The sequence below is a fragment of the Amycolatopsis sp. NPDC003676 genome (assembly GCF_053587275.1).
The window spans coordinates 64,009-79,027 of record NZ_JBSFNS010000019.1; the positions used below are offsets into that span (position 1 = coordinate 64,009).

17 protein-coding genes are annotated in these 15,019 nt (G+C 69.4%); 8 read left to right on the forward strand and 9 right to left on the reverse strand.

Annotation, left to right across the window (positions count from 1 at the left end; all coding sequences use genetic code 11):
• Positions 1 to 64: 64 nt before the first annotated feature.
• Positions 65 to 556, reverse strand: a complete 492-nt coding sequence (locus ACWDNU_RS15025) for a VOC family protein (protein WP_354743713.1) — start codon at positions 554 to 556, stop codon at positions 65 to 67.
• Between the two features lie 70 nt (positions 557 to 626).
• Between ACWDNU_RS15025 and ACWDNU_RS15030 the strand changes: the two genes are divergently transcribed.
• Positions 627 to 1,031: a tetratricopeptide repeat protein gene (locus ACWDNU_RS15030; RefSeq protein ID WP_067575623.1), complete on the forward strand. Its 405-nt coding sequence runs from the start codon at positions 627 to 629 to the stop codon at positions 1,029 to 1,031.
• 206 nt (positions 1,032 to 1,237) lie between these two features.
• Positions 1,238 to 1,420 carry a hypothetical protein gene (locus tag ACWDNU_RS15035; RefSeq protein WP_370934082.1) on the forward strand — a complete coding sequence of 61 codons (183 nt, stop codon included), beginning with the start codon at positions 1,238 to 1,240 and terminating at the stop codon, positions 1,418 to 1,420.
• A 437-nt stretch (positions 1,421 to 1,857) separates the two neighbouring features.
• Here ACWDNU_RS15035 and ACWDNU_RS15040 read toward each other — a convergent pair whose 3' ends face one another.
• On the reverse strand, positions 1,858 to 2,658 hold the full coding sequence (locus ACWDNU_RS15040; RefSeq protein ID WP_449669226.1) for a murein transglycosylase: 801 nt from the start codon (positions 2,656 to 2,658) through the stop codon (positions 1,858 to 1,860).
• Positions 2,659 to 2,926: 268 nt separating this feature from the next.
• Here ACWDNU_RS15040 and efeU point away from each other — a divergent pair, with 268 nt between their 5' ends.
• From efeU to ACWDNU_RS15065, 5 genes are all read left to right on the forward strand, one after another.
• Positions 2,927 to 3,778: an iron uptake transporter permease EfeU gene (gene efeU / locus ACWDNU_RS15045; protein WP_116200149.1), complete on the forward strand. Its 852-nt coding sequence runs from the start codon at positions 2,927 to 2,929 to the stop codon at positions 3,776 to 3,778.
• 2 nt (positions 3,779 to 3,780) lie between these two features.
• On the forward strand, positions 3,781 to 4,932 hold the full coding sequence (gene efeO, locus ACWDNU_RS15050; RefSeq protein ID WP_449669227.1) for an iron uptake system protein EfeO: 1,152 nt from the start codon (positions 3,781 to 3,783) through the stop codon (positions 4,930 to 4,932).
• On the forward strand, positions 4,929 to 6,188 hold the full coding sequence (gene efeB, locus ACWDNU_RS15055) for an iron uptake transporter deferrochelatase/peroxidase subunit (protein ID WP_449669228.1): 1,260 nt from the start codon (positions 4,929 to 4,931) through the stop codon (positions 6,186 to 6,188). The genes efeO and efeB overlap by 4 nt, the downstream gene beginning before the upstream one ends.
• Before the next feature lie 105 nt (positions 6,189 to 6,293).
• Positions 6,294 to 7,358 (forward strand): LLM class flavin-dependent oxidoreductase, encoded by a 1,065-nt coding sequence (locus ACWDNU_RS15060; RefSeq protein ID WP_449669229.1) that lies wholly within the window; start codon positions 6,294 to 6,296, stop codon positions 7,356 to 7,358.
• Between the two features lie 4 nt (positions 7,359 to 7,362).
• On the forward strand, positions 7,363 to 7,773 hold the full coding sequence (locus ACWDNU_RS15065) for a PPOX class F420-dependent oxidoreductase (RefSeq protein WP_449669230.1): 411 nt from the start codon (positions 7,363 to 7,365) through the stop codon (positions 7,771 to 7,773).
• Between the two features lie 77 nt (positions 7,774 to 7,850).
• Here ACWDNU_RS15065 and ACWDNU_RS15070 read toward each other — a convergent pair whose 3' ends face one another.
• The 7 genes from ACWDNU_RS15070 to ACWDNU_RS15100 form a co-directional block, all read right to left on the reverse strand.
• On the reverse strand, positions 7,851 to 8,411 hold the full coding sequence (locus tag ACWDNU_RS15070) for a hypothetical protein (protein WP_449669231.1): 561 nt from the start codon (positions 8,409 to 8,411) through the stop codon (positions 7,851 to 7,853).
• A complete protein-coding gene (locus tag ACWDNU_RS15075) occupies positions 8,411 to 9,757 on the reverse strand; it encodes a hypothetical protein (RefSeq protein WP_449669232.1) in 1,347 nt (448 codons plus the stop codon). Before ACWDNU_RS15075 ends, ACWDNU_RS15070 begins: the two co-directional genes overlap by 1 nt.
• Positions 9,757 to 10,560: an ABC transporter ATP-binding protein gene (locus ACWDNU_RS15080; protein WP_370934074.1), complete on the reverse strand. Its 804-nt coding sequence runs from the start codon at positions 10,558 to 10,560 to the stop codon at positions 9,757 to 9,759. Before ACWDNU_RS15080 ends, ACWDNU_RS15075 begins: the two co-directional genes overlap by 1 nt.
• Positions 10,561 to 10,582: 22 nt before the next feature.
• A complete protein-coding gene (locus tag ACWDNU_RS15085) occupies positions 10,583 to 11,371 on the reverse strand; it encodes a zf-HC2 domain-containing protein (RefSeq protein WP_449669233.1) in 789 nt (262 codons plus the stop codon).
• Between the two features lie 29 nt (positions 11,372 to 11,400).
• Complete coding sequence (locus ACWDNU_RS15090; RefSeq protein WP_449669260.1) at positions 11,401 to 11,955, reverse strand: RNA polymerase sigma factor; 555 nt, start codon at positions 11,953 to 11,955, stop codon at positions 11,401 to 11,403.
• A 547-nt stretch (positions 11,956 to 12,502) separates the two neighbouring features.
• Positions 12,503 to 13,417 carry a MazG family protein gene (locus ACWDNU_RS15095; protein WP_449669234.1) on the reverse strand — a complete coding sequence of 305 codons (915 nt, stop codon included), beginning with the start codon at positions 13,415 to 13,417 and terminating at the stop codon, positions 12,503 to 12,505.
• Entirely contained in the window at positions 13,414 to 14,415 is a 1,002-nt protein-coding gene (locus ACWDNU_RS15100) for a hypothetical protein (RefSeq protein ID WP_370934071.1), read from the reverse strand. The genes ACWDNU_RS15095 and ACWDNU_RS15100 overlap by 4 nt, the downstream gene beginning before the upstream one ends.
• 81 nt (positions 14,416 to 14,496) lie before the next feature.
• Between ACWDNU_RS15100 and ACWDNU_RS15105 the strand changes: the two genes are divergently transcribed.
• Positions 14,497 to 14,910: a hypothetical protein gene (locus ACWDNU_RS15105; protein ID WP_449669235.1), complete on the forward strand. Its 414-nt coding sequence runs from the start codon at positions 14,497 to 14,499 to the stop codon at positions 14,908 to 14,910.
• Positions 14,911 to 15,019 lie beyond the last annotated feature (109 nt).

Genomic DNA, 15,019 nt, shown 5'->3' on the forward strand with positions numbered 1-15,019 from the left:
CCCAGCGGGTTCACCCGTTGGAGGCCAGGCCGGTGCGGGGCCGTTCCGCTGCGTGTTCTCCAGCTCAGCCGGGCACTTCGCCGGTCTCGTCGGCGGCTTGGTCCTCCGGCCGGACTTCGCGCCACCCCGACGGCAGCTCGACCTGATCGGTCACCTGCTGCCAGAACGTCCAGCTGTTGCCGCCGGGATCGGCCACGGTGAAGATCCGCGCACCGTAAGGCTGGTCCTGGGGCGGTTCCGGTGCGGCGTCCTCGCCGAGCGCCGCGGAGACGCGCTCGTGCTGCGCGTCGACGTCGGTCACGTACACGACGTTCAACTGCCCGACCGGCCCCTCGACCCCCTTGGCCTCCCAGTATTCGGGACCGACCCCGGCCAGCTGCAGCCGCGCGCCGCCCGCGCGGAGCGTGGCCTGGAAGACCTCGCCCGCCCCGTCCTCGAAGCGGACTTCCTCGGTGAAGCCGAACACCCTGGTCAGCCACGCGAGCGCGGCGGTCGCATCGCTGTAGTAGAGGTACGGCGCCAGTCCCACGTAGTCGGGTTCCTGATCGCTGCTCATGGCGGAACAGTCCATCACGACTCGTCTGACGGTCGTGCAACGCCCTCCGCGCCGGTATCGTGAGGCGACCATGACGGACGCCGCAGCAGCCCCCGAACCCGACGGCGAATCGCGCTTCCGCAGGTTCCGCAACGCCGAACATCTGGTCGCGCGACGACGTCCGCTCGACGCGCTCAAAGAACTCGAACCCCTGCTCGCCGACGAGCAGGACAAGCCGAGCGTGCAACTGCTCGCCGGACGCGCGTACTTCCACTCCGCCCAGCTGCGCCGCGCCGAACGCGCGTTCACCCGCGTACTGGAACTCGACCCGACCGACCACTACGCCCGGTTCGTGCTCGGCCGCACCCTCCAGCGCCTCGGCCGTTTGGCCGAGGCGCTCGCACAACTGCGGATGGCGTCGGCGATGAACCCGGTGCCGGAGTATCTCGAGGCGATCAGCGAGGTCAGGGCGAGGATCACGCTCAGCGACCGCTGAACCCGCATGTCCCGAATGTGCACCCGCGGAGGCACTCACGTGCAACCGCCGGATCCAGCACGGCCCCGGCGCGTCTTCTGAAGTGAACAGGGCAGCGGGGAAGCCTGGCCATCCGGCGCCGCGGCTCGGCCGGTCGGCCGATCCGGGCAGACCGGGCGAAGCGCGATCCTTGGTGTCATCACAGAGAGCGATTAGAGGAGGCCGACATGACCGCGCTGACCGTGATCGGAGCGACCGCCGGGCTGATCGTGCTGGTGCTGATGGCGCTGGCGCCGACGCTCGTCGAACTGAACGAACGCCACCCGGTCCAGCCGCGCAAGCAGCCGGTGCGCGCCGAGGGCGTGGCGCAGAAGCCGGTGCGAGTGAGCGCCGCGCTGACGACCCACTGACTGCCGCCTGCTGACTGCGCCGCGCGCCGCCGCACCGACGAGCCACGCCGAGCAGCTACGAGGTGGATCCGCCCCAGACCGCGCACCGGCCACGCGCCACGCACTGGCGGACCACTGCCGAACCAGAACAGCGCGCCACGCCGAGCCGAATCGGCCCAAACCACCGCACCGGTCAACCCGCCGCACCGGCAAGTCGCTGGGCGAACTGGAACGGCGAATCGCGCCTGCCCATCACTGAAAGCCAAGCGCAGCAACAAAAACCGGCCCCGGCCGAATACCGAGCCAAGCCGCCGTCGCTCGCCAACCAGCTCAAGCCACCCCACCGACCAGCTCAGGCCGCCCCACCAGCCAGGCCACCCGGCCAACGAGCCGCTGACCAACCCGGTCGACCCGGCCAACCCCACCAACCCCGCCGACCCGGCCTGGCCCGGCCCGGCTCAGGGAGCCACGCTCTCCGCCGCATAAGAATCGGCTGCGGTGAAAACGTCTTGCACGTAGTTCACCGCCGGGTTGTAGAACAGCATCGCTTTCCACCAGCCCGCCGGAGCGCCCAGGTCGTCGTCGCCCGAGCAGAGGTAGCGGGCGGCGGTGAAGGCCGCGTCGTCGAGGTTGCGGGGGTCTGCCGGTTTGCCGTCGCCGTTCGCGCGTTGGGCGTGTTTGTGCCAAGCGGCGGGCATGATCCGCAGCGGGCCGACGCGGTGGTCGGCGGTGCGGTCGCCGTCGAGCTTTCCTCCGTCGGTGTCCGGGCCTTCCGCCCGATCGGGGTTGACCGCCATGGTGCCGTCGGGGCCGGGTTTTTCCGTTCCGAACGCCAGGTTTCCGATCGCGGCGAGCGTCGCCCACGAGAGGTGGCACGACGGTTTTTGCCGCTGCATCCACATTTCCGCGCGCCCGTACGCGGCGAGCACGCGCGCGTCCAGCCGCGTCTTGTCGGCGACTCGGGTCGCCCACGCGTCCAGTTCCGCTTGGTCGGACACCAGCGGGCGGTCCGGCGGAGCGGCCAAACCGACCCGCGGGGCTTCGGTGCCGGGTTGCGGGCGCGGTTCCGGCTTCGGCGAAACCGGCGGCGGAGCGGCCGCGGCCGGAGGGGCGGGCGGGTTCGGATTCTGGATTCCGATGGTCACCACCAGCACGACCCCGGTCAGCACCAGACCCAGCGCGAACGCGATGCGGCTCGGGTAGCGGCGCGGCGGGCCCGTCGGGGACGGGGCGATCGTCGGCTGAGTGGTATCGGCCACCCGGACAGGTTACTGATGAACCCGGCTGAGGGACGCTGGACTGGGCGAATGGCAAGCGGATGGTTAACTCGACGCCTGAGCCGCCCAGGTCACACAATTCGTTACGTGACCACCCGGCGACGCTCTGACCTGCGGTTACCCTAACCTAACTCCCCGGAGAACGTCGTTTTGCCCGCTTTGCCGGGCCCGTTCAGCGAAACTCCCTCTGGACTTACAGGCAAGCCTTACCTAAAAACATCAGGTCAGGTAGTCGAAGGAGGGCTGAACAGTGGTGTTTTCGAGCGCGCTCATCGGGCTGCGCGAAGGCCTCGAAGCCGCGCTTGTGGTGAGCATCCTGGTCGCCTTCCTGGTCAAAACCGAGCGACGGCACGCGCTGCGGTTCGTGTGGCCCGGCGTCGGCGCGGCTGTACTGCTGTCGGTCGGCGTCGGCGCGATCCTCACCTACAGCACCGCACAGTTGAGTTTCGAGCATCAGGAACTGCTCGGCGGCACGCTTTCCATTGTCGCGGTCGTCTTCGTCACCGCGATGATCTTCTGGATGCGCAAGGCTTCCCGGCACATCGCGGCCGAACTGCGCGGCAAGATGGAGGACGCGCTCAAGGTCGGTCCGGCGGCGGTGTTGCTGCTGTCGTTCCTCGCGGTCGGCCGCGAAGGGCTCGAAACCGCTGTCTTCTTCTACTCGGCCGTGCAGACCGCGCAGTCCGACACCCTGCAGCCGCTGATCGGGTTCGTGATCGGGATCGCCGCCGCGATCGTGCTCGCTTACCTGCTCTACCGCGGCGCGGTGCGGTTCAACCTGGCGAAGTTCTTCACGATCACCGGTGTGCTGCTGGTGTTCGTCGCCGCCGGCGTCCTCGGCTACGGCCTGCACGACCTGCAGGAAGCCGGGTTCATTCCCGGCCTGACCACGCTCGCCTTCGACGCGTCGAGCACGCTGCCGGAAACCTCCTGGTACGGCGCGCTGCTCAAGGGAATCTTCAACTATTCGCAGCAAACCACTGTGCTGCAAGCGATCGCATGGGTCGTCTACGTGGCGATCGTGCTGCCGCTGTTCCTCAAGCCCGCCCGCAAGAACAAGACCGAAGCGGCACCCGCCGCCCCGGCCGCCGCCAAGGAGTGACCGTGCCCCAGTTCCGCAAAACCTCGACGGCTGTGCTCACCAGTCTCGGCGCGCTCGTCGCGCTGACCGCCTGCGACAGCACGAACTCCGCGTCCGGTCCTTCCGGCGCGGCCGCGGGCGGGCCGATCAAGGTCGAGGCGTCCGACACCGCGTGCTCGGTGTCGGCGACGACCGCGGCCGCGGGCAACCTGACCTTCGAGATCGCCAACAAGGGCACCAAGGTCACCGAGTTCTACCTCTACGCCGAGGGCGACCGGATCATGGGCGAGGTCGAGAACATCGCGCCGGGACTGAACCGGCGGCTCATCGTCGAGGTCCCGGACGCGGGCAAGTACCAGACCGCGTGCAAGCCGGGCATGGCGGGCAACGGCATCCGCGGCGACTTCACCGTCACCGGCGGTGCGCAGGGCCAGAGCAACGCCAGCGCGCAGAAGACCGCTGCCACCAAGAGCTACGCGACCTACGTCGAGAACAACAGCTCGGCGCTGGAGACCGAAACTGCGAAGTTCGTCGCCGCGGTCAAGGCGGGCAAGGTCGACGAGGCGAAGGCCGAGTACGCCCGCACTCGCGTGTTCTACGAGCGGATCGAGCCGGTCGCGGAGAAGTTCGGCGACCTCGACCCGTCGATCGACGCCCGCGAGGCCGACGTCGAGCCGGGCCAGCAGTTCACCGGCTTCCACCGGCTGGAGAAAGACCTGTGGACCACCGGCCTGAAGCCGGACAGCCCGCAGATCGCCGACAAGCTGCTCACCGACGTCAAGGCGCTCGTCGCCAAGACCAAGACGCTGCAGCTGAGCGTGCTGGACCTGGCCAACGGCGCGAAGGGCCTGCTCGACGAGGTCGCGACCAAGAAGATCACCGGCGAGGAGGAGACCTTTTCGCACACCGACCTGTGGGACTTCCAGGCCAACCTCGACGGTTCCAAGGGCGCGATCGCCGCGCTGCGGCCGATCCTGCAGGAGCGCGACGCGACCCTGGTGTCCACTTTGGACAAGGAGTTCGCGAACGTGCAGGGGCTGCTCGACAAGACCCGCTCCGGGGACGGTTTCAAGTACTACAACGAGCTCTCCCAGGATCAGATCAAGGCGTTCGCGTCGGCGGTCGACGCGCTGAGCGAGCCGCTCAGCAAGGTCGCGGAGGTCGTGGCGAAGTGACAGAAGAGGGAACCCAGGTTTCCCGCCGGAGGCTGTTCGGGCTGGCCGGCGCGGGGGTCGCGCTGGCCGGCGCGGGCGCGGCGGCTGGAGTCGGCTTCGACCGGCTCGGCGGCGACACCCCTGCCGCGGCCGCGACGTCCAAGGTCGACTTCCACGGCGAGCACCAGGCGGGCATCGTCACCCCGGCGCAGCCGAACCTGCATTTCGCCGCGCTCGACGTGACCACGAAGGACCCCAAGAAGCTCCGCGAACTGCTGCGCACCTGGACTGCCGCGGCACGGCGGATGACCGCGGGCGAGGAGGTCGGCCCGAACGGCGCGCTCGCCGGGTCCGCGCAAGCGCCGCCGGACGACACCGGCGAGGCGCTCGACCTGCCCGCCTCCGATCTGACGCTGACGATCGGCTTCGGCCCCTCGCTCTTCGACGACCGGTTCGGCCTCGCCGCGAAACGCCCGCCGCAGCTGATCGACCTGCCCGCGTTCCCGAAGGACAAACTCGACCCGGCCCGCAGCGGCGGCGACCTGTGCATTCAGGCCTGCGCGAACGATCCGCAGGTGGCGGTGCACGCGGTCCGCAACCTGGTGCGGCTGGGCTTCGGCGTCACCGAGGTGCGCTGGTCGCAGCTCGGGTTCGGCCGCAGTTCGTCGACGTCGCGCTCGCAGCAGACGCCACGCAACCTGTTCGGTTTCAAGGACGGCACCAACAACGTCAAGGCCGAGGACACCGACGTGCTCCGCGACCAGGTGTGGGCGCAGGCCGGCGACGGACAGGCGTGGATGGCCGGCGGCACCTACCTGGTGGCGCGCCGGATCCGGATGCACATCGAAACCTGGGACCGCGAGACGCTTGCCGGACAGGAGCAGATTGTCGGGCGCACCAAGGGAAGCGGTGCGCCGCTCGGGCAAACCGGCGAGTTCGACCAGGTCGACCTGCAGGTCGGCGGCGCGGGCGGAACGCCGCTGATCGCCGAAGACGCGCACATCCGGCTGGCCTCGCGCCAGACGCGCAAGGGCGTCCAGATCCTGCGCCGCGGCTACAACTTCGTCGACGGCTCCGACGGCGTCGGCCACCTCGAGGCGGGGCTGTTCTTCCTGGCGTTCAACCGGGACACGCGCACGCAGTATGTCCCGATGCAGCAGGTGCTTTCGTCGAAGGACGCGATGATGGAGTACCTGCAGCACACCGGTTCCGCGCACTTCGCGATCCCGCCGGGTCTCACCCCGACCAGCAACTGGGGTGACGGGCTCTTCGCCTGACCAGTACAAACCTCTCCTCCCCGCCACTGCGTGGGACCGGTTGCCGGTGCCTTCCGGGCAAGCGACGGTGACCGCGTTCATCCGCGCGAGGTGAGGAGTTCCGTCGTGGTCGCTGTGGCACAGCCGCGGTTCGGGGTATGGGCGGTCGTCTACGGGTCGTGGGGCCCGTTCGATCATCCGGCCGATCCGGTGGACGCGAGCTGGGAACGCAACCGGCGGCTGATCGTCGAGGCCGACCGGCTCGGTTTCGATTCGACGCTCATCGCCCAGCACGTGGTGAATCCGTTCGGCGACGAACTGGACCAGCTGGAGACGTGGACGTCCGCGGCGGCGCTCGCCGCGCTCACCGAGCGGATCGAGATCATCGCGGCGATCAAGCCGTATCTCGTGCACCCGGTGGTGCTGGCCAAACAGGCGCTGCAAATCCAGGAGATCAGCGGCGGCCGGTTCGGGCTGAACCTGGTCAACGCCTGGTTCAAGCCGGAATTGGCGCGAGCCGGCATTCCGTTCGCCGAACACGACGAACGGTACGAATACGGCCGCGAGTGGATCAGCGTCGTGCGCGGACTGCTGGCCGGCGAGCGAGTTTCGTTCGAGGGCAAGCATTTCCAGGTCGACGGGTACCAGCTGCGTCCCGCTGGTTCGTCGCCGACCGTGTACGTGGGCGGCGAGTCGGACCCGGCGCGAGCGCTGGTGGCGGACAAGGCCGACGTGTGGTTCATCAACGGGCAGCCTCAGGAGAACGTCGCCCGGCTGATCGAGGACGTCGCCACCCGCCCGCGCGTCGGCCCGCCAGTCCGATTTGGACTGTCCGCGTTCGTGGTCGCCCGCGAAACCGACGCCGAGGCGGAAGCGGAACTGGCGGCGTTGTGGGAACTGGCCGAGGCGGGCAAGGCGCGCTGGGAGGCGCTTGTCGCGGACGCCGATCCGAAGGCGGTGATGTTTCAGACGTTCGCGAAGTACCCGCACATAGGCACGAACGGCGGCACCGCGGCCGGGCTGGTGGGCAGTTACGACACTGTCGCACAGCGGATCCGCGAGTGGGCTGACCTGGGAATCGAGACGTTTATGCTGCAATTTCAGCCCTTCGAAGCGGAGATGCGCCGGTTCGCCGAGCACGTGATCCCCCGCGTGCGCTTGACTTCAAGCAAGCTTGAACTTGCACGGTAGGTGCATGTTCACCGACGCAGAACTCAGCTACCTGGCCGACCAGCCGCTCGCCCGGGTCGCCACGCAGCAGCCGAATGGAACCCTGCAGGTCAGCCCGGTCGCGTTTTCCTGGAATCCGGACACGCAGACCATCGACGTGTCCGGCTACAACCTGACGAAGAGCCGGAAGTACCGCAACGTCGAGGCCAACGGCGAGGTCGCCATCGTGATCGACGACCAGCCCTCGACGAAGCCGATGCGTATCCGCTGCTTGGAGATCCGCGGCCGGGCGGAAGCCGTGCCGGACGCCTTCGAACCGGACGGCCACCTCGACGGCGCTGTTATCCGCATCTACCCACAACGCATCATCAGCATGGGCATCGAGGACCCCGACCGCGAACCGCTCGAGGTGAAGCCGAACAACCGGAATGTGTGAAGGCGCGCCAGTCCGCAGCCCCGCCCCTGCCCGGGGGAGGGACGGGGCTGCGCCTGGCTTCACCGATCCGTTGGCTCTCAACGACGAGCACCCGCCACCGTGTACGCCGCCGTTCCCGCCACGAACAGCAGCCCGGCCGTCCACCACGCTGAGGCGGAGTCTGCTGTCGCCACCGGCCAGGCCACGATGTCGTGCGCCGGGCCGGCTCTCGGAACGAACACCGCCGTCATCGCCCAGGCCAACGGCAGCGTCCAGCCGAACTGACCGCCGAACAGCGTGGCCGCCAGCCCGGTCAGGCCGAGCAGCCCGGCCGCGTTGCGGAGAATCCAGCCGGATTCCATCGGGTGGTCGACAAAGCCTTGTGCCGCAAGCATTACTCCACCGGCCACCGCACCGATCAGCAGGAGGTGCACCAGCCGCCGAGGCGGCCAGCGGAAGGAGGCCGTGCGGTCCAGGTCGAGGTCTTGCCCGCTGAGGCCCACGCCCGCCACCGCGACCGCGGCGCCGAGGCTGATTGTCGCGAAGAAGTTCGACCAGTTGTCGCCCAGCAGCGGCGGCAGAACGGCGGCACAGAGCAACACCGCCACCAGTGCCACCGCGAGGTGGCGCGAACGAACGTACAGCGCTGTCCACCGCATCAGCGCGCACCGCCGGTGAGAATCTTCAACGGGTCACCGGCGCAGGTCAGCTCCGCCTGGCGAGCCGCGCCGATCCGGGCGGTCTGCTCCGCCTCCGGCACCGCCTTCAAGGCCGCCCACGCTGAGTCCGTCCTGGGCTTCAGCGGAGGCAGCCGCTGCGAAGACGGCGGCGCGTACGAGCCGACCAGCCACTGCGCCATCACCCAGCGCGCAGCGTCCTCCCGGTCGTTCTGCTCGCCGCCGTAGGACGCGGCGTGGCAGGGCATCGTCCCCGCACCGCTCAGCAGCACCATAGTGAGACTTGGGCCGCTCTCGTGCCACAGCGCATAGGAGTCCTTCTGAATCAGCAGCCGGGACGGATCGCGCGGGCCGACCTTGTTGGTCCGGAACGACTCTGCCGACTCCTCGATCCGGGTCGGATGGTTCGGCAGTTTTTCCAGATTCCGCAAGGCTTCTTTGCCCGGACCGGCCACAGTGGACAGCCAATCCTCGTGCAATCGCGTGACGCACACCGGGCCGTCGCAGACGAGAGCGGATGCCGTCTTGTCCGGGACGTAGTTGTCCGTCGACCAAGCGGGGAAGAGCGGCAAAGCCACCGCCAGCCCGGCCGCCACCGGGAGCAGCGCGAGCACCTTGGCGCGCGCCGAACCGGCCAGCAGCAACAGGATTCCCGCGGCGGTGAGCCCGAGCAGCCAGCTCAGCTGCCCGAGTTCCACCGCAGGGCTCGGCAGATCGAACGGACCGTGCGGCTGCACTTGCCCGATCCCCAGCAGCACCATCGCGTTCGGCCCGGTGCCGTTCATGCCCGACACCTGCGCGAAGAGCCCGCCCGCCAGCGCGAGCACGGCGAGCACCGGAGCGGTGATCGGATGCGGCAGGAGCCGTCCGAGGCCGAGCCCCAGCGCCACGCCGGCGAGCACGGACAGCACGCCGAGCACCAGTTGCATCACCCACGCCGTGGTGAACAGGCCGTCTTTCGCGATGACCTGCCCGACCCCGGCGGCGACGAGCACCAGATAGCCCGCCACCGCGCTGAGCCCGAGGGCGAGACCGAGCTTGGCGGCTCGCTGCCCGGCAGGCCGGGGAGTGGAGCCGAACAGTTCGCCGACCCCGGCGCGGGCGTCCCGCATGCCTTGGATCGCCGCGGCGCCGACGATGATCGGCCACATCAGCACCAGCAGGTAGCGCGGCCACCGCACCGCGGTCAGCCACGTCGCGTTCCAGGCCGCGGAATTGGAGCTCCACGGGCCGCGCGAGAACAGGAGCAGGCCGAGGCTCACCGCCAGGATCGCGACTGGCACCCAGGGAGCGATGGTGCGCCGAAGTTCGATTCGGAACACGCTCATCACCAAGACCCCTTCCCCTGCGCGTGGCCGAGCAGCGCCGAATAACCGCGCTCGATCGGGCTGTCGCCGACGTCCGCCGCATCGCCCGCCGAGGCCAGATCGGCTGGCGTGCCTTGGAAAACCAGCTTCCCGTCGGCGAACAGGACGACGTCCGAGCACGCCGCGGCGACGTCTTCGACCAGGTGGGTGGACACGACGACGCACGCGTCCCGGCCGATTTCCTGCAGCAGCTCCCGGAAACGCAGCCGCTGCGCCGGATCGAGCCCGGCAGTCGGTTCGTCGAGCAGCAGGAGCACCGGGTCGTTCACGATCGCCTGTGCGATGCCGACCCGGCGGACCATGCCGCCGGACAGGGTCTTCATTTTGTCCTCGGCACGCTCGGCGAGACCGACCCGCTCGATCGCGCGCTGGACCGCGCCCGGCACCTCACGCTTGGGCATTTCCTTGAGCCACGCCATATATTCGACGAACTCGCGGACGGTGAACCGCTTGTAGTACCCGAAGGTCTGCGGCAGATATCCGATCCGCCTGCGCAGGCCGCGCTGCTCGAAGTGCCCCCCGATCGGCTCTCCGAGCAGCGACAGCTCGCCGTCCGTCGGCCGCAGCACCGTGGCCAACGTGCGGATCAAGGTGGTCTTGCCCGCGCCGTTCGGCCCGAGCAGCCCGTGCACCCCCGTGCCGAGCGTGAGGTCGAGACCGTCGACCGCCATCTTCTTGCGGCCGACCCGTACTTTGAGTGCCTGTGCTTGGATTTCCCAGGCGTAGGTCGCCGGAGCGACCTCGGCGGCTTCCACAGCCCGCATCGGTTTCCCCTCTCGTTTTCCGTCAGTGATGCGCAGCAAGCTGCGTGAAGCTGTTCCGGCGAAGCACTACGAACACGGCCGCGACGACAGCGGCCGCCAGCCAGCCCGGCCAGGCTGCGGCCTCCAACAGCGCCGAGCTCCCGAACGCGACGCTTGGCACCACCAGCGCGCCGAGCCACAGTCCGATCAGGATCGACGCCGCCCAGGCGACGCCGATGAACGTGCCGAGCGCGAGGGTCCCCGTGGTGAACGCGAGACTCGGCAGCAGCCCGAGCCCCATGCGCGCGCCGACCAGCCAGCCGGCGGCGAACAGCACCGCCAGCACCGGCACCACGACCGCAGTGGTCCGCCGCAGGATCAGCTCCAACCCGGCTCGCGGGGTGGCCGCAGTGAGTTCGTATGACGGATCGAGCCCGCGAGTCCATGCCGCCGCCACCCCGAAGACCGGCAGCACCGGGGAAAGCAGCTGCACGAACGACAGCCCGTCGTGCAGTGACCGGTCGAGGTAGACCGACAGCGCGCCGACCACGAGGACCATCAGCAGCCACGGCACCATCACCGGGGTCGCCCAGCAATGCAGCAATCTCGCGGCCCGGCGCGGCATCGGCTGCGGTGCGTGCGCGAGGTCCGGCTCCAGCCCGGCCCAGACGGCATCGAGCAGACCGGCCACCTCAGCGGTCGACGCACCGGCGAGCCGCGCCCGGCATTGCGCGCACTTCTCCAGGTGCCCTTCGATCGCCCATGCCTCGTCCCCCGGCAGTGCGCGACCGGCGACGTAACCGGCGAGCATCCGGTCGGATACGTGGTTCATGGCTTGACCTCCTCCGGCCACTCCTGGTTTCACGACAACGCCTCCCGCATCGCGATCCGGGCACGGCGGGCCCGGGTTTTGACCGTGCCCTCCGGCAGGTCCAGCAGGATCGCGGTCTCCCGGACCGACAATCCGTCGAGCACCATGGCTTGCAGCACCTCGCGCAGCTCCGGCGCGAGACTGCGCAAGGCGTCGCCCACCGAATCGCCGACCGTGCCGGCCAGCGCCTCCTCCTCGGCAGCCGGCGCGGACAGCGCCTCCTGCACCGCGGGAGGCGGATGCGCGTGGTGCGCACGCCGCCGGTAGGCGTCGATGAGCCGCCGCACCGCGATCGTCCACACCCAGCCCACGGCGGAGCCGCCGGCGACGACGCCCGCGAACGAACCCGCGGCGCGCCACACGGCGAGGTAGGTCTCCTGCATCACTTCCAAGACGATCTCGTCGTCGGAACAGCGGTGCCGCAGGCGAATCGCGAGCCACGGCGACGTGCGGCGATAGAGCTCTTCGAACGCCGCACGGTCACCGCGGGCGGTGCGCCGGAGGAGGTGCTCCTCGTCCGGCTCCCTGGGTGGCTTGTGTCTCACACCAGGCAAGACGCCACCTCCGCGCTTCTGGTTCTCATAATCGAGTGATGTGGGTCACATATTCGGAGTCGGGGTTCCGGGCGCCATCGTGCCCGGCGGGCGGCGGGGGCGTGAGGGAATGGGAGGGGCTCCGTCCATCGAGTGAGGGCGGCGAGTGCGCGAAGCAGCAACTGACGCACGGGACGAGGCAGCCATCGGGAGAGGCGCGAGGACGGAAGACGAGCAGGAGGGCAAACGCAGAGCACTGGTTCGGCGCAAATGCCGGGCGATGCGAAACGTGCGCGAAGTGCCCGTCAACGCCAGGACACGATGGCGAATGCATTGCGCTCCGCAACTAGCGCAAAGCGCAGTGCCACACGGAATATGGGCGGCGAGCGCGGGCTCGGCGTCGACCGAGAACAAGCAGCACGCCAGAACTTCACCCAGCCGTCAACGCAATACGCGACAGAAACCCCAGCAGCGAAGCCAGCTCAAGCCGACGGCCGGGGCCTTCGCCAGCCGTCGACCACGCCCGCCACGGAAGCCCAAGCAACGCAACAAAACCGGCTCAAGCCGAGGGCCAGAACTTCCGCCAGCCCTCAGCCTCCAGCGTCGCTGGTTCCACCCCGGCCTTCCGAGCCGCTGTCTCCGCCGCTCGGATGTCGCGGGCGAACTGCTTGGCTACCGCACGAAGCTCGCCCTCCGGATCCAACCCGCCTCGACGCGCGGTCGCCGCGGTGCGGAACAGGTGGGCGGGGGCCGAGGAGTCCTGCGGGAAGAGGTCCAGCGGAATTCCGGCCCGGCCGCTGCGCTGGCCCAGTTTTCCGGCCAACGCGACAGCGGGCTGACCCAGCGCCACACCGTCCACAATGGACTTACGCTGCTTCTCGGCCTGCTTCAGCTCTTCCCACTTCAGTTCCTGGTGCTCGGCCGTCGCGATGCGGGCCGCGTCGGCGAAGACGTTGGGGTGACGGCCTACCAGTTTGTCCACCAGGTCGCCCGCGACGTCGTCGATGGTGAAGGGGGCCCGGCCGTGTTCCGCCGCGACCCGGGCGTGGAACAGGACTTGCAGGAGGACGTCGCCCAGCTCCTCGCGCAAGGCCGCGCGGTCGTTGTCCTCGATGGCTTCCAGCAGTTCGTACGTTTCCTCGACCAGGTACTGCCGCAGGGATTCGTGCGTCTGCCGGGCGTCCCATGGGCAGCCGCCCGGGGAGCGCAGGCGGTCCATGACCTCGACCGCTTCCACAAGCGGGGGCACGGGGGTTTCGATCAGTTGCGCGCCGGCGGCGAGCATCGCGGCGGCGGTCGGTTCCGTGCGGGACGCGGCGAGCAGGACGATGTCCGCGAAGGATTGGCCTACTGGCGGGACGCCGAGCTGCGCGGCATCGACGTCGGTCGCGGCGTACACCGCACGGGCGCGAAGCAGGGGCAATGCGGCCGCGGGCAGGGTCGCGCCGCGGACCAGGACTACGGTGCCGGTCACTGCTGAGCCGGGGCACCGCCGCCGTGCAGCGGCACAGCCACGCCGGTGAGCTCGGCCGCGCTCGGGGCGAGGTTCATGCCGACTGCGTCCCACACGCCGTAGCGCGGGTTGATTTTGAAGTCCACGTTGCCAACATACGGCTGAAGCATCCGCACGCCGATCGCGCCCAGCTGGGCCGCGGTCGGCTGCTGGACCTGGTCGGTGGCGACCTTCGCATCGGTCGACCGCTTCCGCACCACGGCGGTTACCCACCAGGTCGGCGCGCTCGCCGGGTTCGGCTGGAACGCGATCGCGGTGTTCGCGGGGACGCCGAACAGCACGGTCGCGGCGTCCTGCGGCGACGACAGCGCGGGCGCCTGCTGGCCGACGTTGCCCTGCGCGCCGCCGCGGATGTCGGACTGGATCGCGCCCGGGTTGGCCGCGTACTCCTCGGCCTTGGCGATGGCCTGGCTGCGCGCGGTCTTCGGGTCGATCGACGGGGCCTGGCTCTCCGAGGTCGGCGCGCCGATGCTGGTGTAGTCGAAGTTCACCGCGAGCGTCGGCAGGTACTTCAGCGCGATCCGCTGCTGCAGATACTGATCGGTGACGGCCTCGCGGTGGTCGCGCAGCCGCCAGACGAGCTGGGTCACGGCCGCGGACTGGTCCTGCGTGACGGCCTCGGGCACCGGCGACGCGAGCGGATCTTGTTGCATGGCTTCGGTGACGGTGGCCTCGTCGACCGAAATGCCTTCCTTCTGCGCGGCCTTCACGACGACCTCGTGCAGCAGCGTCTGCCGGACGATCTCGCGCCCGACGAGGTCGAGCTGGTGCCGCGTGGCGAGCTGCCGGGCGTACGGCTGCTCCTGCACGGCGCGGTCGAGCAGCGCCTGAACCTGGTCGATGGTGGTGACCTGACCGTCGACCACCGCGGCGGTGCCCACCTGACTGGGGCCGGTACCGCATCCGGCGAGGAGGAAAGCTCCGGCGAGAACGGCGCCCAGCGCACGGCGGCGCCCCATGATCCGCATCACAGGCCCTACCCTCTCACATGCCCTCGAAACGCAACACCATCGAGGCATTCAGCGGGCTATTGTCGACATATGGACTCTTGGTTGTCGATCGAAGTCCTCGACGGGGCCTTCGCGGCGAGCGCGTGGCAACGCGCTCACGGCGACCGGCTGACCGAGGCCGCGCTGACCAACGGCGCCGAGCAGTGGACGTGGCACGTCCACCACTGGGGCGTGACGCTGGAGATCGAGTTTTCCTCGGAAGAGAAACGGGATCGCTTCCGGAGCCTGCCCGCTGTGACCGCCGCTCTCGACGCGGTGCCGGACCCCGAGCGCGGGCTGCTCGTGTACCCGGGCCGCGGCGGCGGTTCGGGAGCGCGGGTGCCGCGACGACCCCGGCCGTTGCCGATGTCCGGCTGCGGTGCGTTGCCGACACCGGAGGAGGAAGTGTCGTTGCGGCTGGCTACGGCGCAACCGCCGGGACTCGAGGTCTGCACCGCGGATTGAACCGCCTCCCGCTCGGCCACGGACAGCACACCGGGACCGAGCGGGCACGGCAGTACCTCGCCATCGAGATCTCCGCCAACACCCGAATTCGCGCCGCAACGACCTGGCA